Origin of the sequence: Variovorax sp. OAS795 (assembly GCF_040546685.1) — a bacterium.
GTDB lineage: Bacteria > Pseudomonadota > Gammaproteobacteria > Burkholderiales > Burkholderiaceae_C > Variovorax.
This window is the reverse complement of the sequence record NZ_JBEPOH010000001.1, coordinates 5,157,153-5,182,559: the sequence shown is the minus strand read 5'-3', so window position 1 is coordinate 5,182,559 and position 25,407 is coordinate 5,157,153. Positions and strand designations below refer to the sequence as shown.

The window sequence follows — 25,407 nt, the reverse complement described above, 5'->3', positions numbered from 1 at the left end:
CCGGGCCGCCCGCCCGGACCGCCGAAAACGCCCTACTTGCGCTTGAGCATCTTGGTCACTTCGTCCACATTCGCCTGGATGCGCTGGCGTACCAGCTCGAAGGCATCGGCCTGCGATTTGGCCGCAAGGTTCGCGAGTTCCTTGATGTCGTCGATGGCACGCTGGAACGACTGGCGGCCGAGTTCGTCGAGCTTGGCGAGATTGGCCTTGGGGTCCTTGCCCGGCATTTCCTTGGCGGCCGTCTGCCATTCGGCAATGGCGCTCTTGATCATCTCGGTCTGGCGCTGCACCACGGTCTGCAGCCCCTGGTAGGACTTTTCATTCGCCTGCATCAGCGCCTGGAGGTCCTTCTGGCCGCTCTCGAGCAGCTTGCTCGCGCCGCCGGTCAGGTTGAGCTCCTGCAGGCGGTCGGTCATGGCCTTGAGGTTCTTCATCGGATTGAGCATGTCGGCGGCACTGGGGGCCTCCGCCCTGGTGCTGCTGCTGTCGTCGTTGCTGCTGCTGGCAGTGGTTTTATTCGCGGCGGCTTTCTTGGCAGTGGCCATGGTGCGGTATCTCCTGTGTCGGGGTGGACGGGGGGAATGACGAGGACCGGCCGGACGGCGAAGTCCCTCGCCACGATACGCCGCACCGGCTCGGCCGCGGTGCCCCGGGCGGCAAATTCGCCTGCGGGATTTCCCTTGGACTACATCGGCGGCGCGAAGCCGTTGCGCCCGGCCGTGACGCGCAGCGCCGTGGGCGTGCCGTTCTTTTCCTGCGCATTGACCAGCACCTTGGCGCCGGGGACCAGCAGGGACTCGTTGCCCGGGCGGAAGGTCACGACCGGCACGTCGGGCGGCACGATGACGGTCTTTTCCCCGCCTTTGTAGGTCAGCCGGAGCTGCTGTCCGCCGCGTACCGACTTCGGGGCCGCGGCCAGGTCGGCGACGGTGGCGTTGGTCATGGTGCTCTGCGGCAGCAGGTCCCAGGGGCGGTGGCCTTCGCCGGTGCCGCGCGCAGCCTCCGGGAACACCACCACTTCGAGCGCCTTCTGCGTGCCGTCGGCCTGCGGCATGGCGGCGGTACCGATGAAGCTGCCCTGCCTGATGTCGGACAGCTTGATCGGGTACACCTCCGACACCGCCATGTCGGCCGGCCGCGCCAGGCTGACCACCTCGCCGCCGCGGTCCTGCACCACGAGGGTCTTCGCATCGACGCGGACGATGGTGCCGCGGATCCGCACCGGATCGGAGGCGGCCTGCGCCAAGGCGAGGACCGGCGCGCCGGCGCCAAGAAAGAGGGCCGAGGCCAGCAGGACGGGGGAGATTCTGGAACGCATGGGTGAAATTCCGTTGTTGGGAGCAAATCAATGTACGCCCCGGCGCCCAAACGTGCTTTCCGGCATGTGGGATATCCCGGCGTTTGGCTCGCCTTGCCTGCCCGTCTACAATCCGCCGTTCCGAGGAGCGTTGCAGCGCCATCAGGCGTGAGGCTCGGACCACATCGCAACCACGCTCACCCGCTGTTCTCGCGGTGAGTCTTTTCCCCCGAACGCAGTGGCACCTTTCAAACTAGCTTTGTTGGAGTTCTCATGAGCGCTGTTCTCAAGCCCACCCCCGTTTCCTCCGCCGACCAGGCCATTGCCGACCTGTCGCTGGCCGCCTGGGGCCGCAAGGAAATCCGCATTGCGGAAACCGAGATGCCCGGCCTGATGGCCATCCGCGAGGAGTTCTCGAAGGCGCAGCCGCTCAAGGGCGCGCGCATCACGGGCTCGCTGCACATGACGATCCAGACCGCCGTGCTGATCGAGACGCTGCAGGCGCTCGGCGCCACCGTGCGCTGGGCCTCGTGCAACATCTTCTCGACGCAGGACCACGCCGCCGCCGCCATTGCCGCCGCCGGCACGCCGGTGTTCGCGATCAAGGGCGAGTCGCTGAAGGACTACTGGGACTACACCCACGCCATCTTCGACTTCGCGCCCAAGGGCTCGAAGGGCGAAGGCCCGAACATGATCCTGGACGACGGCGGCGATGCCACGCTGCTGATGCACCTGGGCCAGCGCGCCGAAAAGGACTTGGGCGTGCTCGCCAACCCGACCAGCGAGGAAGAACGCATCCTCTACGCGGCCATCAAGGCCAAGCTGGCGGTCGATTCGACCTGGTACACCCGCAAGTCGGCCGAGATCATCGGCGTGACCGAGGAAACGACCACCGGCGTGCACCGCCTGAACGAGATGAGCGCCAAGGGCACGCTGCTGTTCCGCGCCATCAACGTGAACGACTCGGTCACCAAGAGCAAGTTCGACAACCTCTACGGCTGCCGTGAATCGCTGGTGGACGGCATCAAGCGCGCCACCGACGTGATGATTGCCGGCAAGGTGGCCTGCGTGGCCGGCTACGGCGACGTGGGCAAGGGCTCGGCCCAGGCGCTGCGTGCACTCAGCGCCCAGGTATGGGTCACCGAGATCGACCCCATCAATGCGCTGCAGGCCGCAATGGAAGGCTACAAGGTCGTCACCATGGAATATGCCGCCGACAAGGCCGACATCTTCGTGACCACCACCGGCAACAAGGACGTGATCCGCCACGAGCACATGGCCGCCATGAAGGACCAGGCCATCGTCTGCAACATCGGCCACTTCGACAACGAGATCGACGTCGCGTCGATCGAGAAGTACGAGTGGGAAGAGATCAAGCCGCAGGTCGACCACATCAAGTTCCCCGACGGCAAGAAGATCATCCTGCTGGCCAAGGGCCGCCTCGTGAACCTGGGCTGCGGCACGGGCCACCCGAGCTTCGTGATGTCGTCGTCGTTCGCGAACCAGACCATCGCCCAGATCGAGCTCTTCACCAAGCCCGACGCCTACCAGGCCGGCAAGGTCTACGTGCTGCCCAAGCACCTGGACGAGAAGGTGGCGCGCCTGCACCTGAAGAAGGTCGGCGCCATGCTGACCGAGCTGACCGACGAGCAGGCCGCCTACATCGGCGTCGACAAGGCAGGTCCGTACAAGGCCGACACGTACCGCTACTGAATGCGCGCCGATCAATTGCTGGTCGAACGCGGCATGGCCGCGTCACGCTCGCAGGCCGTGCGGCTGATTGCCGGCGGCATGCGCTGGCGCGATGCCGGCAGCGCGGACGCGTGGCGCCCGGTCGTGAAGAATCGCGACGAGGTGCCCGAGTCCGCCGAGCTCGAGCTCGACGACGCGGCCGAGGCGCGCTATGTCTCGCGCGGCGGGCTCAAGCTCGAAGGCGCGCTGGCGGCGAGCGGCGTGGACCCGTCCGGCAAGTTGTGCCTGGACGTCGGCCAGTCGACCGGCGGCTTCACCGACTGCCTGCTGCAAAGCGGTGCGGCCAAGGTGGTGGGCGTCGATGTCGGCCACGGGCAGCTGCATGCGCGGCTGCGCGAGGACGAGCGCGTGGTCGCCATCGAGGGCGTCAATGCGCGGGCCTTGTCGCCGGACGACCTCCGGGAAGAAGGCGAAGTGGTCGAAGAGCCTTCCGAGCTGCGCTTCGACCTCATCGTCGGCGACCTGTCGTTCATCTCGCTCACGCTGGTGCTGCCTGCGGTGGTGCCGTTCCTGGCCGATGACGGCCAGATGCTGATGCTGGTCAAGCCGCAGTTCGAGCTGCAGCCGGGGCAGGTCGGCAAGGGCGGCATCGTGCGCGACGCGTCGATGTATGCGGTGGTCGAAAAGCGCTTGCGCGATGCCTGCGAGGCGCTCGAACTGCGCGTGCTGGCGTGGTTCGACAGCCCCATTGCCGGCGGCGACGGCAACCGCGAGTTTTTCATTCACGCCGTGCGCGCCGATCGCGCGGACGGCTCCTGAGGAGACGCAGGTGCGCCTTCCACTGAGTTTCGAATTCTTCCCGACCAAGACGCCGGAAGGCGCGGTCAAGCTGCGCGCGGTGCGCCAGCAGCTGTATGCGCGCAAGCCCGAGTTCTGCTCGGTCACCTACGGCGCGGGCGGCTCCACGCACCAGGGCACTTTCGGTGCGGTGCGCGAGATCCTGTCCGAAGGCGTGGACGCCGCGAGCCACTTCTCCTGCATCGGCGCCACGCGCGCCACGGTGCGCGAGCAGCTGGCCGAGCTCAAGGCCATGGGCGTGAAGCGGCTGGTGGCCTTGCGCGGCGACCTGCCGAGCGGCTACGGCATGGGCGGCGAATTCCTGTATGCGAGCGATCTCGTCGCCTTCATCCGCGAAGAGACCGGGCGCGACTTCCACATCGAGGTGGCCTGCTACCCCGAGGTGCATCCGCAGGCGCGCTCGCCCGAAGCCGACATGCAGGCCTTCGCGGCCAAGGTGAAGGCCGGGGCCGATTCTGCGATCACGCAGTATTTCTTCAGCCCCGAGGCCTACTTCCGCTTCGTGGACGAGGCCCGCAAGCGCGGGATCGACACGCCCATCGTGCCCGGCATCATGCCGATCACCAGCTCGACCCAGCTCATGCGCTTCTCGGATGCCTGCGGGGCCGAGATCCCGCGCTGGATCCGGCTGCGGCTGCAGGGCTTCGGCGACGACACCGCATCCATCAAGGACTTCGGCCTGGACGTGGTGACCGACCTGTGCGCGCGCCTTCGCGACGGTGGCGCACCGGCGCTGCATTTCTACACGATGAACCAGTCGACGGCGACGCTGGCTGTACTGGAGCGCCTCGGTTGAAGGGGGCGCGCCCAGGCGCAGGAAGCCCGATGCGCGCGGCGTTTCGCGTCTTGCTCGTGGCTGCAACCTGCGTCCTGGCTGGCTGTGCCATGCCTCCGGCAACCGAGGGCGGGCCGCCGGACAAGGAGGACGCGAAGCTCCTGCCCCTGGCGCGCCAGCTGGCTGTTCCGCCGGGCGCGCCGGCCCGGTCGAACGTGCCGTCGGTGCGTTACGACCTGGCGGTGTCGGGCACCGGTGAACTGGGGCCCGACGACGGCGTGCCGGGCGATGGCCCCCGCGAGATCTTCGAGCGCGGCGGCGCCTCCTGGTATGGCATCCCGTTCCACCAGCGCAAGACCGCAAGCGGCGAGCGCTTCGACATGATGGCGCTGACGGCGGCCCACAAGACGCTGCCGTTCAATACCCGGGTCTGCGTGCGGAGCCTGGTCAACGGCAGCGAGGTGCTGGTGCGCATCACCGACCGCGGGCCCTATGCGCAGGGCCGCATCATCGACCTGAGCCGTGCCGCGGCCGAGCGCATCGGGCTCATCGGGCTCGGCATCAAGCAAGTGGCCTTGACGATCGTCGACCACGAGGGCATGCGCTGCGGCGGTGCCGAGGTCGAGGTGGCCGAGGCGCCTGCGCCGGCCCCTGCGGCGCCCAAGGCCGCTGCGCCGCAGCGGCGCCGCCGCTAGGGCGACAAGGCGCGCAAGCCTAGCCGCCGGCGTCGAGCGAAAACGCGGCGTGGCGGTCCTGGGCCAGCCGCTCCACCAGCTGGGGCAGCGCGGCAGCCAGCAGCGGCTTCAGCGTGTAGGGCGGATTGATCAGGAACATGCCGCTGGCCGGCAGCCCCGGGCGCTGGGTTTCGCCCGACTCCTTGGTGATCAGCTTGCTCGACTTGACCGTGAGCGTGGCGTGCAGCCAGGGCTTGCCGGCCTTGGTGGCCAGGGTCTTGAGCCGGCGCGGCAGGTCGTGTGCCTCGGGCCGGGGAATGATCGGGTACCAGATGGCATAGGTGCCGGTCGCGAAGCGCTTGAGCGCCTCGGCCGCGAAATCGAGCACGCGGCCGTAGTCGCTCTTGATCTCGTAGCTCGGGTCCATGAGCACCAGCGCGCGGCGCGACGGCGGCGGCAGGAACTTGGTGGCGCTGCCGAAGCCGTCTTCCCGCAGCACCGCGATCTGCCTGCCGGCCTCGAGCTGCGCGATGTTGGCGTCCAGCGTGCGGGCATCGGTGGGGTGCAGCTCGAACAGCTTGAGCTTGTCGTGGTCGCGCAGCAGGTGCTGCACGATGAAGGGCGAGCCGGGGTAGATGCGGGCGCCGCCCTTGGGATTGAAGTCGTGGATCACGCTCAGGTAGCGCGCAATGGCGTCGGCCAAGGGGGCTTCGGCTTCGGGCGCCGCTTTTTTCGAAGCCGTCTTTGCCGCTGGCGCAGGCGCAGCCGGCGCCTTTTTTTCGTCCGACAGCAGGCGCAGCACACCCTCGGCCGCTTCGCCGCTCGTGCCGGCGTAGTCGCCGTCGAGCCGGTACAGGCCCGCGCCGGCGTGGGTGTCGACGACGGTCAGCGCTGCTTCTTTTTCGAGCAGGTGGTCGAGGGTGGCAATCAGCACCGTGTGCTTGAGCACGTCGGCGTGGTTGCCGGCATGGAACGCGTGGCGGTAACTGAACATGGAAAGAGCCTGAAAGAGTGAAAAGGGGAGCGCTAGACTCGCCTGCTACATTAAATTACAAACGAACAACGAGGGGCAGCAATGCGAGGAGCCGGATGGCGATTTTGGGGCCTGTGCGTCGGTGCGGGTGTTTTGTCTATTTTGACGGGCTGCGCCTCGGTCACGCATGGGACGACTCAGAACGTGAAGATCGAGACCCTGTCGCCCGCCGGCAAGCTCGTCGACGGGGCGCGGTGCAGGATTTCGAACGACCGCAACGATGCGGAGGTGCGCTCCGGCCAGACCCTGTCGGTGCGCCGCTCGGGCGAGAACCTCGGCATCGAATGCACCCAGGCCGGCCAGCCGCCTGCCCGCGGCCAGGCGATCTCGCGCGCCAACATCGGCATGGTCGGCAACGTGATGATCGGCGGCGTGGTCGGTGCGGCGATCGACGCCGGCACCGGGGCGGGGTTCAACTACCCGAGCTGGATCCAATTGACTTTCGGCGAGGTGCGCAGCTTCGACCGCAGCGCGCAGAGCGGTGACCAGGCAACGGCCGGCATGAAGATCGGGACGACCGAGATGGAGGCCGCGCCAGCGCCGAAGAGCGCCGTCGCGGTGGTGCCGGCGCCTGCACCTGCGCCGGCAGCGGTGCCTCCTCCCGTGTCAGTCGCGCGCGCGGCCCCGGCCGCTCCGGCACCGGCGCTTGCAGCGCCATCGCCGTCCGCTGCGCCCGACGCCCGGGTTTCGATGGACGACCTGCGCGGCTTGCTGCCTGCCAAGCCATGAAGGCGGGATCGATGAACCCCGCGCCGTGGCTGCGCCCCGCGGCCGCCTTCCTGGCGATCGCCTCGGCCGCCGGCAGCGCCGCCGCGCTGGAGCCCGACGTCCTGTTCGCCAAGCTGTCGGACAGCGTCTGGGCGGTGCGCACCTTCGACGCACAGGAGCGCCCGTTGCGCGCCGGCAGCGCCGTGGTGATCGCGCCCGGTCGCCTCGTCACCAATTGCCACGTGCTGGCCAAGGCCAGCAATTTCGTGGTCAAGCGAGACAACGTCACCTACGGCGCCACGCTCGAATACCCGGATCCGGCACGCGACCTGTGCCAGATCAGGGTCGCGAACTTCACGGCGCCGCCGGTGACGCTGGCGCCCGCCGGCGGTGCGCGCGTCGGCCAGCGCGTGTACGCCATCGGCAATCCGCGTGGGCTGGAAAACACCCTGGGCGAAGGCCTCCTGTCCGGCCTGCGCGGCGGCGACGGCGAGGCGCGCCTGCTGCAGACCACGGCCGCGGTCACCCCGGGGTCGAGTGGTGGCGGGCTGTTCGACAGCGACGGCCGCCTGCTGGGCATCACCACCTTCGCCGCCCGCGATGGCGGGAGCCTGAATTTCGCGATTCCGGCCGAGTTCCTGGCGGAGTTGCCGGCCCGCGCCCAGGCGCAGCTGGCGGCGCGTGCCCGTGAACCCGAAGGCGGCGCCCGCCGCAGCGCCGACCTGGGGGGCATCGGGCTGAACGAGCCGCTGCGCGTCGGCGACGCGCTCGAATACGTGCGCACCGACCGTCTGACCGGCAACCGGACGCCGGTGGTCTACAGGTTGGAGCGGGTTGCCGGCGACGAGCTGTCGTTCAACGCCGGGAGCAGGGTCGAGAAGGCCAACGGGCAGGTGGTGTCCATCACGTCGCCGATCGGGGGCGTGTTCGACAGCGCGTCGCCGCCGGGCGGCTGGGCACCGAAGGACGAGATCCGGTCCGGCATGCGCTGGCACCTCGACTATGTGACGACCACCGGCGATCGGCTGCGGCATGAACTCGACGCCACCGTGGGCGCTGAACACACGACCCGCGTGGACGGCGTGGAACTCAACGTGCTGCGCATCAGCTACCAAGGCTGGATCTACGCCTCCTATGGCACGGGCGCCTCCCTCGTTGGCACACCATTCAACGTTGCCGCCCTGTACAGCCCCGAACTGAGGCGCATCGTCAAGTTCGAGGCCACGCACCGGCGCGCCAGTGCCAGCATCACGAACGAGAGCCTGGAACTGGTCCGCATCCAGCGCTGAGGGCTTGCGAAGCCCGGGGATTGGCTGTTTGGCCAATTCTTCATATAATCGCGGGCTTCGCAGCGTTTTTGTAGCCCCGCGGCGAAGGCACTCACCCGTCATGCGGGCGCGTGAAACCCACCTAAGAGATTCCCGTCAGAGGAACGCCGACCGTGGAAAAGGGCTCGCCAAACCCTCTTTTCAAGAGAAAAACTCATGACCAAAACGTTCAGCGCCAAGCCCGCTGACGTGACGCACGAGTGGTTTGTGATTGACGCGACCGACAAGGTCCTCGGACGAGTAGCCAGCGAAGTTGCTCTCCGTTTGCGCGGCAAACACAAGGCCATTTACACGCCTCACGTCGATACCGGTGACTTCATCGTCATCATCAACGCCGCGCAACTGCGCGTCACCGGCGCCAAGTCGATCGACAAGGTGTACTACCGTCACTCGGGCTATCCCGGCGGTATCACGGCGACCAACTTCCGCGACATGCAATCCAAGCACCCGGGCCGCGCCCTGGAAAAGGCTGTCAAGGGCATGCTGCCCAAGGGCCCGCTCGGCTACGCGATGATCAAGAAACTCAAGGTGTACGGTGGCGCTGAGCACCCGCATACCGCCCAACAGCCCAAAGTGCTGGAACTGTAAGGAGCCTTGAGAATGATTGGTGAATGGAACAATGGAACCGGCCGTCGCAAATCGAGCGTCGCCCGTGTTTTCCTGAAAAAGGGCTCGGGCAAGATCACGGTCAACGGCAAGGACATCCAAGAGTTCTTCGGCCGCGAAACCTCGATCATGATCGCGAAGCAACCCCTGGTGCTGACCAACAACACCGAAACGTTCGACGTCATGGTCAACGTGGCTGGTGGCGGTGAGTCCGGCCAGGCCGGCGCAACGCGCCACGGCATCACGCGTGCGCTGATCGACTACGATGCAAGCCTCAAGCCGGTGCTGAGCCAGGCTGGCTTCGTGACCCGCGATGCGCGCGAGGTCGAGCGTAAGAAGGTCGGCCTGCACTCCGCACGCCGCCGCAAGCAGTTCAGCAAGCGCTGATCCTGTTCGCTACGCACAAGAGCCGCCTTCGGGCGGCTTTTTCATTGCAGCACCTTGGCGCGGGCGTGTTCGACCCCACTTGCTTTGGGTGCTCGCTGCCGCCGGCCAGCCGAGAATGCGGCATTGCAGTAGCATTGGTCTATTGGCCGCATGTCCGGCCCTCAAGGAGTTACCCCACATGAGCGCCGTTGCCGAAAACATCCAGACCCAGATGCCCGAACCGATCGTCTTCACCGACAGCGCGGCCGCCAAGGTGGCCGACCTGATCGCGGAAGAAGGCAATCCCGACCTCAAGCTGCGCGTGTTCGTGCAGGGCGGCGGATGCTCGGGCTTCCAGTACGGCTTCACTTTCGACGAGATCACGAACGAAGACGACACCACGATGACCAAGAACGGTGTGTCGCTGCTGATCGATGCCATGAGCTACCAGTACCTCGTCGGCGCCGAGATCGACTACAAGGAAGACCTGCAAGGCGCCCAGTTCGTGATCAAGAACCCGAACGCCACCAGTACCTGCGGTTGCGGGTCCAGCTTCTCGGCCTGAGTCTGTAGAAATCCAATGCTTCCACCGGCATTCGTTGCCTGAAAAGAAGCCCTGAAGCCGCCCTCGAGGCGGCTTTTTGTTGCCTGCCGTTTTGCCCCTCGTCGATCCCATGACATCCGTTGCAACCGCCGTGGACCCGGCCCGCAAGAGCCTGCTCTGGCTCGTGGCGGTCGGCTTCTTCATGCAGACGCTGGATGCCACGATCATCAACACGGCGCTGCCCGCCATGGCGGCGAGCCTGGGCGAGAGCCCGCTGCGCATGCAGTCGGTGGTGGTGGCCTATGCGCTCACCATGGCGATGCTGATCCCCGCATCGGGCTGGATCGCCGACAGGTTCGGCACGCGGCGCGTGTTCTTCTCGGCCATCCTGCTGTTCGTGGCGGGATCGGTTTTATGCGCGATGTCGGTCGGCGTTGGGCAGCTGGTGGCCGCACGCGTGGTGCAAGGCCTGGGCGGCGCCTTGCTGCTGCCTGTGGGGCGCCTGGCGCTGCTGCGCACGGTACCGCGCGGCGAGTTCCTGCAGGCGATGAGCTTCGTCGCCATCCCGGGCCTCATCGGGCCGCTGCTCGGACCGACGCTGGGCGGATGGCTGGTGCAATACGCGTCATGGCACTGGATCTTTCTCATCAACGTGCCCGTGGGGCTGGCAGGGTGCCTCGCCACGCTGCGGTTCATGCCCGACCTGCGCGGCGCGGTCCGCCGGCGCTTCGACGCGGGCGGCTACGCCATGCTGGCCTTCGGCATGGTGGCCATCTCGCTCGCCCTGGACGGCGTTTCCGGCTCGGGCCTGCGCCATGTGAGCGTGCTGGTCCTGCTGGTGTTCGGCTTCGCGAGCGTGGTGGGGTATTGGCTGCATGCCGCGCGACGCCCGGAACCGCTGTTCGCGCCCTCGCTCTTCGGCGTGCCGACGCTCAGCATCGGCCTGCTCGGCAACCTGTTCTCGCGGCTCGGGAGCAGCTGCATGCCCTTTCTCGTCCCGCTGCTGCTGCAGGTGTCGCTGGGCTATTCGCCGGTTCGCGCCGGGCTCATGATGCTGCCGATCGCCTTGGCCGGCATGGCCATGAAGCGCTTCGCGACGCCGCTGATCACCCGCCATGGCTACCGCAAGGTGCTGGTGGTCAACACCGTGCTGGTGGGGCTCACGATGGCCACATTCGGGCTGACGGCGCCGGACCAACCACTCGCGCTGCACCTGCTGCAATTGCTGGCATTCGGCGCGGTCAACTCGCTCCAGTTCACCGCGATGAACACCATCACCCTGAAGGACCTGGACGGCAGCATGGCCAGCAGCGGCAACAGCCTGCTGTCGATGGTGCAGATGCTTGCGATGAGCCTGGGCGTGGCCGTGGCCAGCGCTGTGCTGGCAGGCTACAACGGCGTCTTCGGGCTGGAAACGGCGAAGCAGACGCTCGATGCGTTCCAGGCGACTTTTGCGAGCATGGGGCTGGTCACGATCGCTTCGGCCCTGATCTTCTGGCATCTGCCGGCCGAGGTGCGCGCCGCGCATCCGGCGCAGCCGGAAGTCTCCGGGCAGGGCTGATCCAGCGACGGGTCCCGCTCAGGCCGGGTAGAGCGCCCCGAGCACGCGGGCACCGCTTGCGCCCGTGACGCTGGCCAGGTTGCCCGCCTCGCGGCGCACCATGCGGCGTGCCAGCCAGGCAAAGGCCGCGGCTTCGACCTGTTGGGGCGGCAGTCCATGCTTCGTGGAGGCGTCCACCTGGACGCCCGGCAAGTGCGCGCGCAGGCGGGCCAGCAGGTGGTCGTTCAAGGCGCCGCCGCCGCAGACGATCAGCAGTTTGCTGTCTTTTCCGTAGCGCAAGAGATCGGCTGCGCAAACGCTGGCCGTGAATTCCGTCAAGGTGGCTTGCACGTCGGCCGGGGCGGCGTTCGCGCCGGCGCCGAGCGAGGCGGCAAGCCAGCCCGGGTTGAACAGGTCGCGCCCCGTGCTCTTGGGCGGGACCTTCGCAAAGTAGGGGTCGGCCTTGAGACGGGCGAGCAGCTCGGGCAGGACCTGTCCCGTGGCCGCCCACTGGCCGCCCCGATCGAAGGGCTGGCCGGTGTGAAGCTGGCACCAGTGGTCCATCAGGGCATTGCCCGGTCCGCAGTCGAATCCGAGCACCGCCGGATCTTGCGCTGCATCGGCCGCCGGCAGCAGGCTCAGGTTTGAAATGCCGCCGATGTTCAGGACCGCGACCGACTGGCCCGGAAGCGCGAACAATGACCGGTGAAAGGCCGGCACCAAGGGGGCCCCCTGGCCGCCGGCCGCGAGGTCGCGGCTGCGGAAGTCTGCGACCACGTCGATGCCGGCCAGCTCGGCCAGCAGCGAAGGGTTGTTGATCTGCAGCGTGTAGCCCACGCCGTCGAACTCCGACGGGCGGTGGCGCACCGTCTGGCCATGCGCGCCCACGGCGATCACGTGGGCGGCGGGCGTGGCGCTGTCGGCCAGCAAGTGGCCGACCACGCCGGCATAGATGCGCGCCAGGCCGTTGCCGGCCAGGGCGGCTCGATGCAGTTCATTGTCGCCAGGCGTGTTCAACGCCAGCAGTTCGGCTCTCAACGCGTCGGGAAACGAGGCAGTGGCGTAGGCCCGCACAGCCATGCGGCCGCCGGAGAATTCGGCCAGCACGCCATCGACACCGTCGAGCGACGTGCCGGACATCAGCCCGATGAACAGTTCGGCGTCGGCCATCGGCGGCATCGAACGGGGAGTGAGCGGTGCGGCGCGCGGTGTGCTGGCTGCTGCCGCTCGGCCGCGGGAACTCAGTCCGCGCTGGCCTGGATGACCGAGAACGCCGCAGCCAGTTCGGTGCGGGCGCCCACGGCGATGCGTTCGAACGCCGGGCGCAGGGCGGCGGTGATCGGTGCGCCGCCTTCCTGGGCGATGGAGGTGGGGTCCTGGTATTCGCCGTTCACGCGGAACTCGAAGTGCAGGTGAGGGCCCGTGGCCCAGCCGGTGGAGCCCACCGCGCCGACCGTCTGGCCCTGGCTGACGCTGTCGCCCGCCTTGACATCGACGCGGCTGAGGTGTGCGTAGGCCGTCTGCTGGTTGTTGCGGTGCTTGATGATGACGATGTTGCCGTAGCCGTTCTGCGTGCCGGCGAAATCGACCGTGCCGTCGCCGACGCTGCGCACCGCGGTGCCGGTGGGCGCCGCGAAGTCGATGCCGTTGTGCTGGCGCCAGCTGTTGAGGATCGGGTGCATGCGCATCGCGAAGCCGCTCGACACGCGCGAGAACTCGACCGGCGAGCTCAGGTAGGCCTTGCGCAGGCTGTCGCCGTTCGGTCGGTAGTAGCTGCCCTTTTGCTGGCCCGGTGGCTGGAACCACACCGCCTGGTGCACCTTGCCGCCGCTCTCGAACTCGGCCGAGAGCACGCGGCCGCTGCGCAGCGCCTGGCCATCGGCTTCGAAGGTTTCGTAGACCACGGCAAAGCGGTCGCCCTTGCGCAGCGAGCGCACGTCGACGTCGCCGGCGAAGATGTCGGCCAGCTGGCTGGCGACCGCGTCGGGAATGCGCGCGTCATCGGTGGCTGCAAAGAGCGACGTGCGGATGGTGCCGCTGGCCAGGCGCGAGCCCGGTGTCAGGGTGTCGCGTTCGGTGAGTGCGACAAAGCCGGCCGGCGTGCGCTCGATGACGAAGCGCTTGAAACCGCCGTCGCCGTCGGGAATCCAGCGGGCGCTGAGCTTCTTGAGCTCGTTTTGCTGCGTGGCTTCGGCCGTGACCGTGCGCCCGGCGCGCGCAAACAGCGCGTTGCGGGCTTCACCGCTGCCGCGCACGAAGGCGGTGGCGGCGGGGTCGGAGATGCCCAGGCGCTTCAGCAGGGCTTCGGCCGTGTCGCTGGACCGGGTGATGTCGGTGCGAAACAGCGTGAAGCTGAAGTTCTCGAGCGATTCGCTCTGTTCCGCGAACGACAGCGGAGCCGTCGCTTCGAGGACTTGTTGGACCGGGAGGTCGGACGCATCGGGGCCCAGGGAGGCCACCGCCAGGGTTCCGGCGCTCAGCAGTGCCGCCGCGATGGCCGCGGTGATCTGCTTGGGGTAGGTCCGGAACGTATAGGCCACGCGAGAAGCAAGGAGCTCCTCGGCGGCGAGAATGCCGTTGATCAAACTTTGAATTCCAGCTCAGGTTCTGCGAATCCGCGCTGCAAAGCCCGGGACGTTGGGGGCGGCAGGGCGGTGCGGAAAAAAGCGCCGCTTAGAATCCGGCGCTTGAAAGTCGGGCTGAGTATAGCTTCGGCGACCTGGAAATCAGCCAAAAAGCCTATGAATCCCGCATCTGTTACATCCAATGGCCTGTCCGATAGTGTAAGACTAGCGCTTGAAATATCCCTCCGCGGGGCCGACGAGCTGCTGCCGCAGGACGAGTGGGTGCGCAAGCTGCAGCGCTCCGAAACCATGGGTACCCCGCTGCGCATCAAATTGGGGCTCGACCCCACGGCCCCCGATATCCACATTGGCCATACGGTTGTTCTGAACAAGATGCGGCAGCTGCAGGACCTCGGCCACAAGGTCATCTTCCTGATCGGCGACTTCACGACGACCATCGGCGACCCGTCGGGCCGCAACAGCACCCGCCCGCCCCTGACCCGGGAGCAGATCGAGGCCAACGCCCAGACCTACTACCGGCAGGCCAGCCTCGTGCTGGACCCGGAGAAGACCGAGATCCGCTACAACTCCGAGTGGAGCGACCCCCTGGGCGCTCGCGGGATGATCCAGCTGGCCGCCAAGTACACGGTGGCACGCATGATGGAGCGCGACGACTTCAGCAAGCGCTTCAAGGCCGGCCAATCGATCTCGGTGCACGAATTCCTCTACCCGCTGATGCAGGGCTACGATTCCGTGGCCTTGAAGAGCGACCTCGAACTCGGCGGAACCGACCAGAAGTTCAACCTGCTCGTCGGACGGCATCTGCAGCAGGAGTACGGGCAAGAGCCGCAGTGCATCCTGACCATGCCGCTGCTGGAGGGGCTCGACGGCGTCGAGAAGATGTCCAAGAGCAAGAACAACTACATCGGCATCAGCGAAGACGCCAACACCATGTTCGCCAAGGTGCTGTCGATCTCCGACGAACTGATGTGGCGCTGGTACACGCTGCTGAGCTTCCAGTCGCTGGCGCAGATCGAGGCGCTCAAGGCCGAGATCGCAGCCGGACGCAATCCCAAGGACGCGAAGGTGGCCCTGGCCAAGGAAATCACCGCGCGCTTCCACAGCACGGCCGCGGCCGACGCGGCGGAGCAGGATTTCATCCATCGCAGCAAGGGCGGCGTGCCGGACGAGATTCCCGAGGTGTCGCTGGAGGGCGCGCCGCTGGGCATTGCGCAACTGCTCAAGCAAGCCGGGCTGGCGCCCTCGGCCTCCGAAGGCAACCGGCTGATCGACGGTGGCGGCGTGCGCGTCGATTCCGTGGTGATCAGCGACAAGGCGCTCAAGCTGCCCGCCGGCCGCTACGTGGTGCAGGTCGGCAAGCGCAAGTTCGCGCGCGTGTCACTCGGCTGACGCGGGCCGCAGGGGCAAAACGCCACCTGCGGCGGTCCTTACCGGACCTCGATGGTGACGCGCCGGTTGCGTGGCTCGTCCACCTCGTCGGCGGTCGGCACGGCGGGTTCGCGTTCGCCCCGGCCCACGGCTTCGATGCGCTTCGAAGGAAACTGCCGCTCCACGAACAACTGGACCACTTGCTGCGCGCGCCGCCGGGAGAGCATGTCGTTCTGTTCGAGCGCGCCCTTGGTGTCGGTGTGGCCCGTCACCACGATGTCGCTGCCGCTGCGGGTCTGCGCCGCAATCAGGGCCTCGTTCATCACTTGCTGCGACGCTGGCGTGAGCGTGGTGTTGCCAAGGTCGAAATACACCGTGTAGCGCTGGGGCGCGGGCGGCCGCATATCGAACAGGATCTTGTTCTCGGACTGCACCTTCGCGGGGTCGGCCTGGTCGACCATCGGGGCCCCTGAAGCACCGGCCGGCGCGGTCGCACGCTGGTAGGGCCTGGAGAGGATCTCTTCGCCATCCTTGACGCGCACGGTCACCGCAGAAGGCTTGCCGTCCGCTTGCGGCAGCAGCACCACGCGGGTGCCCGGCGCCGAACACGCGACAAGGGATCCCGTGATCAGGACGGCAAGGAAGGGGAGCGCGCGGACTTGCAACCCGCTCATGGCTGGCCGTCGGCCTGCACGATGAAATCGGTGCCGCGGATGCCGATGGTGGCGGTCTGCGTTTCCACGCGGATCGCATCGGGGTTCGTCTTGCCGATCAGCCCGGTGATCATCCGCATGGACCCGCGCAACAGCGAAACAAGCAGGCCACCTTCCTGCGTCGTGGAATTGAAGTGGAACTCCTTCAGATCCAGGCGGGAAGACGGGCCGATCATCAAGGTGGTGTCGTCCCGCAAGACCACGGAGGCGGAAGAATCGGGCCCGGTCACGATGCGGTCGACCGCCGCCAGCGCATCGCCGGCGCTGGCGTTGCGGCTGGTTCCTGCGGCGCTGAGCAATTGCACGCTGCCGCGCACCGATTTGAGAAAGCCCGCCTGGAGTTCGGCCGCCGGTGTGGCTGCTGCGGCACTCGAGGCACCCTGCGCCTGGGCCAGTGCCGCTGAGGCACAAACGGCGAGCCCTGCCAGGACGCTCAAGAATTTTTTCATCACTTCACCTCTGCGAATGTCTCGCGGTGAGACAAATATTAATCGAGCGCGTTACACGTTCAGCCTACCCCGGATAATCCGATCGTGAGATGCGGCTTTTGCCTCATTTTTTCTGTTTGCGCCGATCTTTGAATGACATTCACGCCCAAGACACTGCTTCGCGTTTCCATTGTCGTTGCGCTTGTCACGATCCTGCTCAAGGGACTCGCGGGCTACGTCACCCACTCCATGGGCTTGATCGCGGATGCCATGGAGTCGTTCGTCAACCTGGCCAGCGCCATGTTCGCGCTGGCGATGGTGACCATCGCGGCGCGGCCGGCCGACGAGGACCATCCCTACGGCCACCACAAGGCCGAATACTTCTCGTCAGGTTTCGAAGGCATCCTGATCGTGGGCGCCGCGGCGGCCATTGTCTGGGTCTCGGTGCAGCGGCTGCTGTCGCCTGAGCCCCTGGAGCAGCTGGGCTGGGGGCTGGGCCTTTCCATCGTCAGTTCGGGGTTCAATGCGGCCTTGGCCTTCGCGCTGTTCCGCGCGGCGCGAACGCACCGTTCGATCGCGCTGGAAGCCGATGCGCGGCATCTCATGACGGATGTCTGGACCTCGGCCGGCGTGGTGGTCGGCATCGTGGCCGTGCACTTCAGCGGATGGCTCTGGCTCGATCCGCTGCTCGCCATCGGCGTGGCGCTCAACATCGTGCGCGAAGGCGTCAAGCTGGTGTGGCGATCTTCCCAAGGCCTGATGGACGAGGCCCTCGATGCGGAGAGCATCGCTGCGCTGCGCACCACGCTCGACCAGTTCGCCGCGCGCCGGCCCGAAGGTGCGCGCGTGCGCTTCGACGATATGGTGACCCGCCGCGCGGGCCAGCGCCGCTTTGCCGACCTGCACATGCATGTCCCGGGCGACTGGACCCTGCAGCACGCGGCGGCCCTGCGCGACGAACTGGAACAGGCGCTGATGGATGCCGTGCCCGGCCTGCGCGTGACCATCCAGCTGCTGCCCCTGGGCATGGAGGCCCGCGCCAACCAGATGGAGGAACAGGCATGAAGGCCGTGGTGCAGCGCGTGTCGAGTGCGCGTGTCGACATTGCCGGCCGGACCGTGGGCGCCATCGATTCAGGCCTGCTGGTCCTGCTCTGCGCCGAGCGCGGCGACGTGGACGCGCTGGCCGACCGCATGCTCGCGAAGCTGCTGAAGCTGCGCATCTTTTCAGACGATGCAGGCAAGATGAACCGCAGCGTGCAGGACATCGGCGGCGGCCTGCTCGTCGTGAGCCAGTTCACGCTGGCGGCCGACGTGAGCGGCGGCAACCGCCCCAGCTTCACGCAGGCCGCGGCGCCGGACGAAGGGCGACGTCTCTACGACTACTTCGTGGGCAAGGCCCGCGCTGCGCACCCGGTGGTGTCTACGGGGGAGTTCGGTGCCGACATGCAGGTGCACCTGGTCAACGACGGGCCCGTGACCATTCCGCTGCAAATGGTGGCCTAGCGCCGCCGTCGGTCAGTTGCGCTCGAGCACGGCTTCCCAGAGCACCTTCGGCTCGTCGTAGCGGTGCACCGTGAGCTCCTCGAGGTGCAGCATGCGCCAGCCGTCGGCAAAGAGCCGCTCCACCGCGCCACGGTCGAAGAAGCGCTTGGGCATGCCGTTCACCCGATAGAAGGAATCCTCCCCCTCCGCGGGCGGGCCGCTGGCGCCGTGGCGCCAGTCGTTGACCGAATTGAACCGGCAGAGCAGCAGGCCACCCGGGCGAAGCACGCCATGGATCCGTCTTGCCAGCGCGAGTGTCTCGTCCCAGGCGAAGTAGTGCAGCGACAGGCTCGCGACCACCACGCCCACGCTGCCTTCCGCGTCCCCCGCGGGCAGCGGAAAAGGCGGATCGCGGAAATCGCCGCAATGGAACACCGCGCCCTCCGGCACCCGCGCCCGCGCGGCCGCCACCGATTCGGCCGACAGTTCGATGCCGACCACATGCAGTCCCGCGCCGGCGAGCACCGCGCTGTCGGGGCCCGTGCCGCAGCCCAGTTCGAGCACGGGCGCGGTGCCCGCGCGTTCGGCGACCAGCGCCAGCCAGCGCGCAAGCCACGGATCTGTGTTTGTCGTGCCGGGTGCGGCAGCCGAGGTCATCTATCGGCCGTACGGGTTGCGGATGCCAAGTCCGGCCAGTATCTCGATTTCGCGCGCTTCCATTTCCTCGGCGTCGGCTTCGCCGGTCTCGTGGTCCCAGCCTTGCGCATGCAGCGTGCCGTGCACCAGCAGGTGGGCGTAATGCGCGGCCAGCGTCTTGCGCTGTTCTTTCGCCTCGCTGGCGACCACGGGTGCGCACAGCACCAGGTCGGCCATCACCATCGGGCTCTGCGCATAGTCGAAGGTCAGCACGTTGGTGGCGTAGTCCTTGCCGCGGAATTCGCGGTTCAGGCGCTGGCCTTCCTCGGCATCGACGATGCGCACGGTGATCTCGCCGTCCAACTCCAGCGCGTGGCGGATCCAGCGCGCGACGCTGTGGCGCGGCAGCGCGGCGCGGTGCCGTTCGATGCCCTTGAAGCGCGGCGCGAATTGCAAGGAGAGCGAAAGCTGGGCCAACGCCATGTCAATGCGCTCCCGCGCGCTTGCGCTGGCCGTCGTAGGCGTCGACGATCTTGGCGACCAGCGGATGCCGCACCACGTCGGCGCTGGTGAAGTGCGTGATCGCGATGCCGCTCACGCGCCTGAGCACGCGCTCGGCGTCGATCAGCCCGCTCAACTGCTGCTTGGGCAGATCGATCTGGCTCACGTCGCCCGTCACCACCGCCTTGGCGCCGAAGCCGATGCGCGTCAGGAACATCTTCATCTGCTCCACGGTGGTGTTCTGCGCCTCGTCCAGGATGACGAAGGCATTGTTCAGGGTGCGTCCGCGCATGAAGGCCAGCGGCGCAATCTCGAGCGCATTGCGCTCGAAGGCCTTCTGCACCTTCTCGTAGCCCATGAGGTCGTAGAGCGCGTCGTACAGCGGGCGCAGGTAGGGATCGACCTTTTGCGTCAGGTCGCCGGGCAGGAAGCCCAGGCGCTCGCCCGCTTCCACCGCCGGCCGCGTGAGCACGATGCGCTGCACCGCGGCGCGCTCCAGCGCATCGACGGCGCAGGCCACGGCGAGATAGGTCTTGCCGGTGCCGGCCGGTCCGATGCCGAAGGTGATGTCGTGCTTGGCGATGTTGTCCAGGTACAGCGCCTGCGTGGGCGTGCGCGCGCGCAGGTCGGCGCGCCGCGTGACCAGCATCGCCGCATCCTCGTCGCCGTCGATCATCGAGCCGTCGCCCGCCAGCGTGAGCTGCACCACGGCGGGATCGATCGAACGCTGGGCAATTTCGTACAGGGCCTGCAGCACGTCCATGGCACGCTGCGCCGGGGCCTTGGGCCCCTCGACCTTGAACTGCTCGTGGCGGTGCGCGATCTTCACGCCCAGCGCCTCTTCGATGCGGCGCAGGTGCGCGTCCAGCGGTCCGCACAAGTGGCCGAGGCGCGAATTGTTCAGTGGGGTAAAGGTGTGTCGCAGAATCACGCCGGACATTTCAAGGAAAAAGGGCACCCATGATAGGCAAACTCACCGGCATCCTCGCCGAGCGCAACCCGCCGCAGGTGGTGGTGGACTGCAACGGCGTCGGCTACGAGGTCGATGTGCCGATGAGCACGTTCTACAACCTGCCCGGCACCGGGGAGCGCGTTTCGCTGCTCACGCACTTCGTGGTGCGCGAGGACGCGCAGATTCTCTACGGTTTCGGCACCGCCGAGGAGCGTGCGGCTTTTCGGCAACTCATCAAGATCACCGGCGTGGGCCCCCGCACCGCGCTCGGCCTGCTCTCCGGCATGAGCGTGGGCGAGCTGGCGCAGGCGATCACCACGCAGGAGCTCGGCCGCCTCGTGAAGATCCCGGGCATCGGCAAGAAGACCGCCGAGCGCCTGCTGCTGGAGCTCAAGGGCAAGCTGGGCGCCGACATCGGCCTGCCCGCGCATGCGGCATCCGATGCGCAGGCTGACATCCTGCAGGCGCTGGTCGCGCTCGGCTACAGCGACAAGGAAGCCGCGCTCGCGCTCAAGGCGCTGCCCAAGGATGCGACGGTGAGCGAGGGCATCAAGCTGGCGCTGAAGGCGCTGGCGAAGTAGGCCGTGACAGGCAAGGGACCGAGGGCATGCCCAACTGCGACTTCTACGCCACGAAGGAAGACCACGACAGCCTGCTCTCTTGGCTGTTCGCCGAAGAAAGCTGCGACGTCTACGAACTCGCGTCCGACTTCGAGCAACCGCTGAGATGTTTCCGCTCGGCGGCCGAAGTGCTGGCGCAGTTCGATCGCAGCTATCCCAACGGCAGGAGGTGGCATGCCGTGCATCTGCAGCTGTATGTGCGCGGCGCGGGCCCCGCCTTCGTACCGCGCCGCGTAAGCCTGAACCCGCAGGCTTGCGGTGGTGCCACATTCCGCTACAACGCCGATGGCTGGGGCCTGGTGCAGCTGTACCTGGGCTCGGCCTCCGCGGGCGATGCGCGACTGGAAAACTCGCACACCAACCACAACTCGATGAAGCGCGCACAGGCGTGGTCGGACACCGTGGACGTTCTCGGCGGGGTCGAGGCCTGGGACTTCGGCAGGATCACGTCCTTCTCGTCCCGCCTCAATCGCGAAATCCGAAAACGCGGTGTTGCCAAGATTGGCAGCCAGGCCGTCTTGCCTGGTGCGCTGAAGCTGTGGGACGTCGGCGTGGCCATGGGACCATACAAGCCCGGCGAGTACACGCTCCAGAGAACGGATACGTAGCGCCTGCGGCGGTACTCAAGGATAGAGCTTCTCGCCCTTGGCCAGCATTTCCACGAATCGCCCGATACGCCGCGCCCGGGTTTCGGGCTTCTTCGCACCCTGCGTGCGGAACAGCACCGCATAGCGGTTGCGCGAATCGAGCTTGGCGAAGAAGGCAGCGGCCTTGGGGTTCGCGTCGAGGGCGGCCTGCAAGTCGGGCGGCACGGTGGCAACGCTCTGGGCGTCGTAAGCCGCCTCCCAGCGGCCGTCGGCGCGGGCGCGCTCGACCTCGGCCAGGCCGGCAGGCTGCATGCGGCCTTCTTCGATCAGCTTCAGTGCCTTGTCCCGGTTGATCTTCGACCAGGTGCTGCGCGCGGTTCGCGGCGTGAAGCGCTGCAGGAAGTGCCGCTCGTCTTCGGACTTGCGCTGGCCGTCGATCCAGCCGTAGCACAGCGCAACTTCGAGCGCTTCCGCGTGGGTGACCGACGCAATGCCGCTGTCCTTCTTCGCCATTCGCAGCCACACACCCGCCGCGGCGGCATGGTGCCGGTTGAGCCACCGTTCCCATGAAGCGGCGGTGGTGCATTCGACGGGTGTGTCGTGCGCGACGCGCTCGACAGCCTTTGCTGGCGTGGCACGCGTGTTCACGGCACCCACCAGTAGCGCAGCGCATGGAAATAGATCGGTGCCGCGAAGATCACCGAATCGAGCCGGTCGAGCATGCCGCCGTGGCCTTCGATCATCGAACCCCAGTCCTTCACCCCGCGGTCGCGCTTGATGGCCGACATCACGAGCCCGCCGAAGAAACCCATGAGGCAGATCGTGAGCGCCATCAGCGCGGCCTGCCAGGGGTTGAACGGCGTGGCCCAGTAGAGCGCGGCGCCCAGTGCGGTGGCGCTGGCCACGCCGCCGACGAGGCCTTCCCAGGTCTTGGAGGGCGAGAGCTCGGGCGCCACCTTGCGCCGGCCGAAGAGCTTGCCCCACACGTACTGCAGCACGTCGCTGCCCTGCACCACGATCACGAGGAAGGCGATCAGCAGCAGGTTGCGGCCCTCGAAGCCGGGGATCTGCAGCGTGAGCAGCGCGGGCACGTGGCTGATGCAGAACACGCAGATCATCAGGCCCCACTGGATCTTCGAGGTGCGTTCAAGAAAGCGCTGCGTGTCGCCGCCCACGGCCGCCAGGATCGGCAGCACCAGAAAGGCATAGACAGGAATGAAGATCGAATAGAGGCCGTACCAGTCGATCCACACCAGAAAATACTGGACCGGCAGCCCGATGTAGAAAGCCGCCGCAATCGCATGGTGGTCGCCGCGCCGGGTGTAGGCCAGGCTGATGAACTCGCGCAGCGCGTAGAAGGAGATCAGGTAGAACAGCACGATCACGCCGCCTTTGCCGAACGCGAAGGCAACGCCGATCACAGCCACCATCACCCACCACGCGTTCACGCGCGCGTTGAGGTTGTCGACCACGGTGTTGGGCTGGCCTTGCGCCACGCGCCACTTGAGCAGCGCGCCAATGGCCGAGGCAAGAATCAGCACGCCGGCAACACCGCCGAACAATTGCAGCGTGGTCTGGGTCGAGGGCAACATGTTCATGGCGTGGCGGCTGCCTTTTCTTGTTCCGGCACGCGGTCGTACTCGGGGCGCAGGTCGAGCATGGCGGCACGTGCGCGTGCAATGAAGCTGGCCTTGTCTTCGCCTTCGGCCAGCCGGATGGGCGTGCCGAAGCGCACCGTGCAGGCGAGCGGGATCGGCACCAGCGTGCCCTTGGGCAGCACGCGCTTGAGGTTCTCGATCCACACCGGCACCAGCCGCACGTTGGGGCAGGCGCGCGCCAGGTGAAAGAGGCCGCTCTTGAGCGGCAGCAGGATCTCGTCGCCGGTGTTGCGCGTGCCCTCGGGGAACATGATGAGGGAGTCGCCGCCTTCCAGCGCCTCCTTCATCTGGTCGACCGGGTTGCCGCCCTGGCCCGATCCGTCGCGCCGGATCATCAGCGCGTTGAACACGTCCGCGCCGATGAACTGGCGCACCTTGGAAGCCATCCAGTAGTCCTGCCCGGCCACCGGCCGCGTCAGCGCGCGCAGGTCGGGCGGAAGCGTCGCCCACAGCAGCACGAAGTCGCCGTGGCTCGTGTGGTTGGCAAAATACAGCGTCTGCTCGGCCTTGGGCGTGGTGCCGCTCCAGATGGCGCGAACGCCCGTCAGGAGGCCGGCCGCGCCGATGATCAGCTTGCCCGCCACCACGGCGAGCGCGCGGCGCAGCACCGTGCTTTCGGGGCGCTGGTCTTTTTCGTCGTCGTTGATTTCTTCGGTCACGGCAGGTCCTGTGTCATCAAGGCAAGGAGGAACATCGCACTCTGGCAGGCGACGACGATGGCATGGCGCTGCATGAGCTGCCGGGTGCCTTGCACGCGGTCGGCGAGCGGCCGGGAAGCCGCGGGTGGCTGCGCATCGCGCAGGCCGAGCCGCTCGAGCGCGCTGTCCAGCGCATCGAGCGATGCGATGGGGCCGCTTGCCACGTCGGCGAACAGCGCCTGGTCGAGCCGCAGCCTGAAAGCGAAATAGCGTTCGAGCGCACCGAGCACCACCACCGCGCCAAAGCTCATGGCGGCGGTGGCGGAGAGCGATCGCATGGTGAGCGCGAGCACCAGCGCCGCGATGCACATCAACGCGAAGCCCCACGCCGCCAGCACCGTGGCCGCGCGCAGCAGCCCGGCAAGGGCCGCGCAGGTGGCGCGCTCGTTGTCAGTCATGGGGCGGCCCTGCTGGCGCAGCGGTGCCCAGCGGCTCGAGCGAAACCCGCCAGGCCGGGCGCAGCACGATCTGCGGCCGGGCGAGGCGCACCGCGTCCTCGGCTTGCGCCATGCCGCCTGCCGCGCCGTAGCGCCCCAGCCATGCGATCGACGCCGCGGCGCTGCGCGAAAAGCCCAGGGCGCAGCAGACCCATACCGGCGCGCCTTCGGTGTTGCGGCGCTGTGCTTCGATGACGGCCGCCGCCCGTTGCAGCCGCACGGTCGGCGGTACCGTCAGGTCGAGCACCGGCACGCAGCGCGCATGCGGCACACCGGCGGGCACCTGCAGTTCGGCACACAGGCTCACGAGCCGGGGCTTGCCGGCCGCGATCCATTCGGCCTTCGTCGGCAGGCGTCCGAGTCGAAGGCCAGGCACGACTTCGACCGACGCTGGCAGCTTGCGTGTCCAGAGCCATGCATTGACCGCTGCGCCCAGGCGATAGGGCGCAAAAAGCCACCGCGCGGCCCAGCCCATTCGGCCGCGGCCGTTCATCTGGAACCCACGCGCCCCGAAACCGATGTAGCCGAGTGCCACCATCGCCAGCGAAACCGCGGGCCAGGCGAGCCACAGCCACAGGCCCGCGCCATACAGGGCGGCAGCAAGAAACAGCGCCGCCCCGGCGGCATAGAACCCCGCGAGCTTCCAGCGCTGCGCATCGCGCGTGCACTGCCAGGCCCGCGGCATCGACACCGTGCGCTCCAGCGGCCACAGCCAGACGCAGAACAGGCCCAGAAGCGCGCCAGTGGGAATGTCGATGAAGTGGTGCTGCCAGGTCGTGAGCACCGACGCGCAAATGGCAAAAGCCCACACATGCAGCACCCACCTTGCCCACGCGGCGCGCAGGAACTGCCGGTACCAGTCCCACAGGATCACCGCCAGCGCGATGTGCAGCGAAGGCGCCTGGTTGTAGGGCTGGTCGAAGCCGCGCAAGGCATCGAAGAGAAAGGCCGGTGCGCCCTCGACCGCCGGTTGGCCGAAACTGAAATGCAGCGGCCAGATGACGAAGCAGGTGCAGGCAATGAGGGTGGCGCTCACGAGCCGCAGCGCATGCCGGTCGAGCGTGTGCTTGCTGCGCGCAAGAAAGAGCGAAAGCGCGTAGAAGACGTTGATGGTCCAGTACGGAAAGATCGTCCAGGCCCAGAACGGCACCTGCCGCTCCCACGCAAAGGCCATGGACGGCACCTGCGCGCGCGTGGTGGCCCACCAGTTGGCAAGGCCGTAGGTCGCATAGAACAGCGGCCCCAGGAACACCAGCCATGCCGCGGCCCGCTTCCAGGGGCGCTGCGCCAGCCAGTGCTTCATTGCGCGACGTGCCTCG

Annotated in this window: 30 protein-coding genes and 1 riboswitch; of the genes, 15 read left to right on the top strand and 15 right to left on the bottom strand. The window is 67.4% G+C overall.

Annotated features, from left to right (window positions below):
• Positions 1-32: 32 nt before the first annotated feature.
• Both phaP and ABID97_RS25030 read right to left on the bottom strand, forming a co-directional pair.
• The gene (gene phaP, locus ABID97_RS25035; protein ID WP_354401530.1) at positions 33-545 is read right to left on the bottom strand and encodes a TIGR01841 family phasin; all 513 of its coding nucleotides are present in this window, start codon (positions 543-545) and stop codon (positions 33-35) included.
• Positions 546-685: 140 nt separating this feature from the next.
• Positions 686-1,318 (bottom strand): hypothetical protein, encoded by a 633-nt coding sequence (locus ABID97_RS25030; RefSeq protein WP_354401528.1) that lies wholly within the window; start codon positions 1,316-1,318, stop codon positions 686-688.
• Positions 1,319-1,434: 116 nt separating this feature from the next.
• A riboswitch (S-adenosyl-L-homocysteine riboswitch) is annotated at positions 1,435-1,503 on the top strand.
• A 67-nt stretch (positions 1,504-1,570) separates the two neighbouring features.
• On the opposite strand from ABID97_RS25030, the gene ahcY reads away from it, so the two are divergent.
• From ahcY to ABID97_RS25010, 4 genes are all read left to right on the top strand, one after another.
• The gene (gene ahcY, locus ABID97_RS25025) at positions 1,571-3,010 is read left to right on the top strand and encodes an adenosylhomocysteinase (RefSeq protein WP_354401526.1); all 1,440 of its coding nucleotides are present in this window, start codon (positions 1,571-1,573) and stop codon (positions 3,008-3,010) included.
• Positions 3,011-3,808, top strand: coding sequence for a TlyA family RNA methyltransferase (locus ABID97_RS25020; protein ID WP_354401524.1), 798 nt, complete (start codon positions 3,011-3,013; stop codon positions 3,806-3,808).
• A 10-nt stretch (positions 3,809-3,818) separates the two neighbouring features.
• Positions 3,819-4,643, top strand: a complete 825-nt coding sequence (gene metF, locus ABID97_RS25015) for a methylenetetrahydrofolate reductase [NAD(P)H] (RefSeq protein ID WP_354401523.1) — start codon at positions 3,819-3,821, stop codon at positions 4,641-4,643.
• 89 nt (positions 4,644-4,732) lie between these two features.
• Entirely contained in the window at positions 4,733-5,317 is a 585-nt protein-coding gene (locus ABID97_RS25010; protein ID WP_354401522.1) for a septal ring lytic transglycosylase RlpA family protein, read from the top strand.
• Between the two features lie 19 nt (positions 5,318-5,336).
• On the opposite strand, the gene ABID97_RS25005 is transcribed toward ABID97_RS25010, so the two are convergent.
• Positions 5,337-6,290 (bottom strand): 23S rRNA (adenine(2030)-N(6))-methyltransferase RlmJ, encoded by a 954-nt coding sequence (locus ABID97_RS25005; protein ID WP_354401521.1) that lies wholly within the window; start codon positions 6,288-6,290, stop codon positions 5,337-5,339.
• Between the two features lie 183 nt (positions 6,291-6,473).
• Between ABID97_RS25005 and ABID97_RS25000 the strand changes: the two genes are divergently transcribed.
• The 6 genes from ABID97_RS25000 (at position 6,474) to mdtD (ending at position 11,442) form a co-directional block, all read left to right on the top strand.
• A complete protein-coding gene (locus ABID97_RS25000) occupies positions 6,474-7,058 on the top strand; it encodes a hypothetical protein (protein ID WP_354401520.1) in 585 nt (194 codons plus the stop codon).
• Positions 7,055-8,326 carry a S1C family serine protease gene (locus tag ABID97_RS24995; RefSeq protein WP_354401519.1) on the top strand — a complete coding sequence of 424 codons (1,272 nt, stop codon included), beginning with the start codon at positions 7,055-7,057 and terminating at the stop codon, positions 8,324-8,326. Before ABID97_RS25000 ends, ABID97_RS24995 begins: the two co-directional genes overlap by 4 nt.
• 195 nt (positions 8,327-8,521) lie before the next feature.
• Entirely contained in the window at positions 8,522-8,953 is a 432-nt protein-coding gene (rplM, locus tag ABID97_RS24990) for a 50S ribosomal protein L13 (RefSeq protein WP_028259766.1), read from the top strand.
• A 12-nt stretch (positions 8,954-8,965) separates the two neighbouring features.
• Positions 8,966-9,358 (top strand): 30S ribosomal protein S9, encoded by a 393-nt coding sequence (gene rpsI, locus ABID97_RS24985; RefSeq protein ID WP_354401518.1) that lies wholly within the window; start codon positions 8,966-8,968, stop codon positions 9,356-9,358.
• A gap of 178 nt (positions 9,359-9,536) precedes the next feature.
• Positions 9,537-9,902, top strand: a complete 366-nt coding sequence (gene erpA / locus ABID97_RS24980; protein WP_007827949.1) for an iron-sulfur cluster insertion protein ErpA — start codon at positions 9,537-9,539, stop codon at positions 9,900-9,902.
• Between the two features lie 109 nt (positions 9,903-10,011).
• Positions 10,012-11,442 (top strand): multidrug transporter subunit MdtD, encoded by a 1,431-nt coding sequence (gene mdtD / locus ABID97_RS24975; protein ID WP_354401516.1) that lies wholly within the window; start codon positions 10,012-10,014, stop codon positions 11,440-11,442.
• An 18-nt stretch (positions 11,443-11,460) separates the two neighbouring features.
• On the opposite strand, the gene ABID97_RS24970 is transcribed toward mdtD, so the two are convergent.
• Together ABID97_RS24970 and ABID97_RS24965 are read right to left on the bottom strand one after the other, a co-directional pair.
• The gene (locus ABID97_RS24970; protein WP_354401515.1) at positions 11,461-12,591 is read right to left on the bottom strand and encodes an anhydro-N-acetylmuramic acid kinase; all 1,131 of its coding nucleotides are present in this window, start codon (positions 12,589-12,591) and stop codon (positions 11,461-11,463) included.
• A 71-nt stretch (positions 12,592-12,662) separates the two neighbouring features.
• The gene (locus ABID97_RS24965) at positions 12,663-14,006 is read right to left on the bottom strand and encodes a peptidoglycan DD-metalloendopeptidase family protein (RefSeq protein ID WP_354401514.1); all 1,344 of its coding nucleotides are present in this window, start codon (positions 14,004-14,006) and stop codon (positions 12,663-12,665) included.
• Between the two features lie 156 nt (positions 14,007-14,162).
• On the opposite strand from ABID97_RS24965, the gene tyrS reads away from it, so the two are divergent.
• Positions 14,163-15,395 (top strand): tyrosine--tRNA ligase, encoded by a 1,233-nt coding sequence (gene tyrS, locus ABID97_RS24960; protein WP_354401513.1) that lies wholly within the window; start codon positions 14,163-14,165, stop codon positions 15,393-15,395.
• Between the two features lie 38 nt (positions 15,396-15,433).
• On the opposite strand, the gene ABID97_RS24955 is transcribed toward tyrS, so the two are convergent.
• Both ABID97_RS24955 and ABID97_RS24950 read right to left on the bottom strand, forming a co-directional pair.
• Positions 15,434-16,048, bottom strand: coding sequence for an OmpA family protein (locus ABID97_RS24955; RefSeq protein WP_354401512.1), 615 nt, complete (start codon positions 16,046-16,048; stop codon positions 15,434-15,436).
• Positions 16,045-16,539, bottom strand: coding sequence for a FecR family protein (locus tag ABID97_RS24950; RefSeq protein ID WP_503012796.1), 495 nt, complete (start codon positions 16,537-16,539; stop codon positions 16,045-16,047). The genes ABID97_RS24955 and ABID97_RS24950 overlap by 4 nt, the downstream gene beginning before the upstream one ends.
• A gap of 129 nt (positions 16,540-16,668) precedes the next feature.
• On the opposite strand from ABID97_RS24950, the gene ABID97_RS24945 reads away from it, so the two are divergent.
• Positions 16,669-17,580, top strand: a complete 912-nt coding sequence (locus ABID97_RS24945) for a cation diffusion facilitator family transporter (protein ID WP_354401509.1) — start codon at positions 16,669-16,671, stop codon at positions 17,578-17,580.
• Positions 17,577-18,020, top strand: coding sequence for a D-aminoacyl-tRNA deacylase (gene dtd, locus ABID97_RS24940; RefSeq protein WP_354401507.1), 444 nt, complete (start codon positions 17,577-17,579; stop codon positions 18,018-18,020). Before ABID97_RS24945 ends, dtd begins: the two co-directional genes overlap by 4 nt.
• A gap of 12 nt (positions 18,021-18,032) precedes the next feature.
• Here the strand turns inward: dtd and ABID97_RS24935 are convergent, their stop codons facing one another.
• The 3 genes from ABID97_RS24935 to ABID97_RS24925 are packed head-to-tail and all read right to left on the bottom strand — an operon-like array spanning position 18,033 to position 20,076.
• On the bottom strand, positions 18,033-18,656 hold the full coding sequence (locus ABID97_RS24935) for a class I SAM-dependent methyltransferase (RefSeq protein WP_354401506.1): 624 nt from the start codon (positions 18,654-18,656) through the stop codon (positions 18,033-18,035).
• The gene (gene ybeY, locus ABID97_RS24930; protein ID WP_354401505.1) at positions 18,657-19,118 is read right to left on the bottom strand and encodes an rRNA maturation RNase YbeY; all 462 of its coding nucleotides are present in this window, start codon (positions 19,116-19,118) and stop codon (positions 18,657-18,659) included.
• A gap of 1 nt (position 19,119) precedes the next feature.
• Positions 19,120-20,076, bottom strand: coding sequence for a PhoH family protein (locus ABID97_RS24925; RefSeq protein ID WP_354401503.1), 957 nt, complete (start codon positions 20,074-20,076; stop codon positions 19,120-19,122).
• A gap of 20 nt (positions 20,077-20,096) precedes the next feature.
• On the opposite strand from ABID97_RS24925, the gene ruvA reads away from it, so the two are divergent.
• Both ruvA and ABID97_RS24915 read left to right on the top strand, forming a co-directional pair.
• Positions 20,097-20,669, top strand: a complete 573-nt coding sequence (gene ruvA, locus ABID97_RS24920; protein WP_354401502.1) for a Holliday junction branch migration protein RuvA — start codon at positions 20,097-20,099, stop codon at positions 20,667-20,669.
• A gap of 26 nt (positions 20,670-20,695) precedes the next feature.
• The gene (locus ABID97_RS24915; protein ID WP_354401501.1) at positions 20,696-21,316 is read left to right on the top strand and encodes a hypothetical protein; all 621 of its coding nucleotides are present in this window, start codon (positions 20,696-20,698) and stop codon (positions 21,314-21,316) included.
• Between the two features lie 15 nt (positions 21,317-21,331).
• On the opposite strand, the gene ABID97_RS24910 is transcribed toward ABID97_RS24915, so the two are convergent.
• The 5 genes from ABID97_RS24910 to ABID97_RS24890 are packed head-to-tail and all read right to left on the bottom strand — an operon-like array spanning position 21,332 to position 25,391.
• Positions 21,332-21,952 carry a YdeI/OmpD-associated family protein gene (locus ABID97_RS24910; protein WP_503012795.1) on the bottom strand — a complete coding sequence of 207 codons (621 nt, stop codon included), beginning with the start codon at positions 21,950-21,952 and terminating at the stop codon, positions 21,332-21,334.
• On the bottom strand, positions 21,940-22,893 hold the full coding sequence (locus tag ABID97_RS24905; protein WP_354401498.1) for a phosphatidate cytidylyltransferase: 954 nt from the start codon (positions 22,891-22,893) through the stop codon (positions 21,940-21,942). The genes ABID97_RS24910 and ABID97_RS24905 overlap by 13 nt, the downstream gene beginning before the upstream one ends.
• A complete protein-coding gene (locus ABID97_RS24900) occupies positions 22,890-23,561 on the bottom strand; it encodes a lysophospholipid acyltransferase family protein (RefSeq protein ID WP_354401852.1) in 672 nt (223 codons plus the stop codon). Before ABID97_RS24900 ends, ABID97_RS24905 begins: the two co-directional genes overlap by 4 nt.
• 47 nt (positions 23,562-23,608) lie before the next feature.
• Positions 23,609-24,049 carry a hypothetical protein gene (locus tag ABID97_RS24895; RefSeq protein ID WP_354401497.1) on the bottom strand — a complete coding sequence of 147 codons (441 nt, stop codon included), beginning with the start codon at positions 24,047-24,049 and terminating at the stop codon, positions 23,609-23,611.
• A complete protein-coding gene (locus tag ABID97_RS24890) occupies positions 24,042-25,391 on the bottom strand; it encodes a phosphatase PAP2/dual specificity phosphatase family protein (protein WP_354401496.1) in 1,350 nt (449 codons plus the stop codon). The genes ABID97_RS24895 and ABID97_RS24890 overlap by 8 nt, the downstream gene beginning before the upstream one ends.
• Between the last annotated feature and the right edge of the window lie 16 nt (positions 25,392-25,407).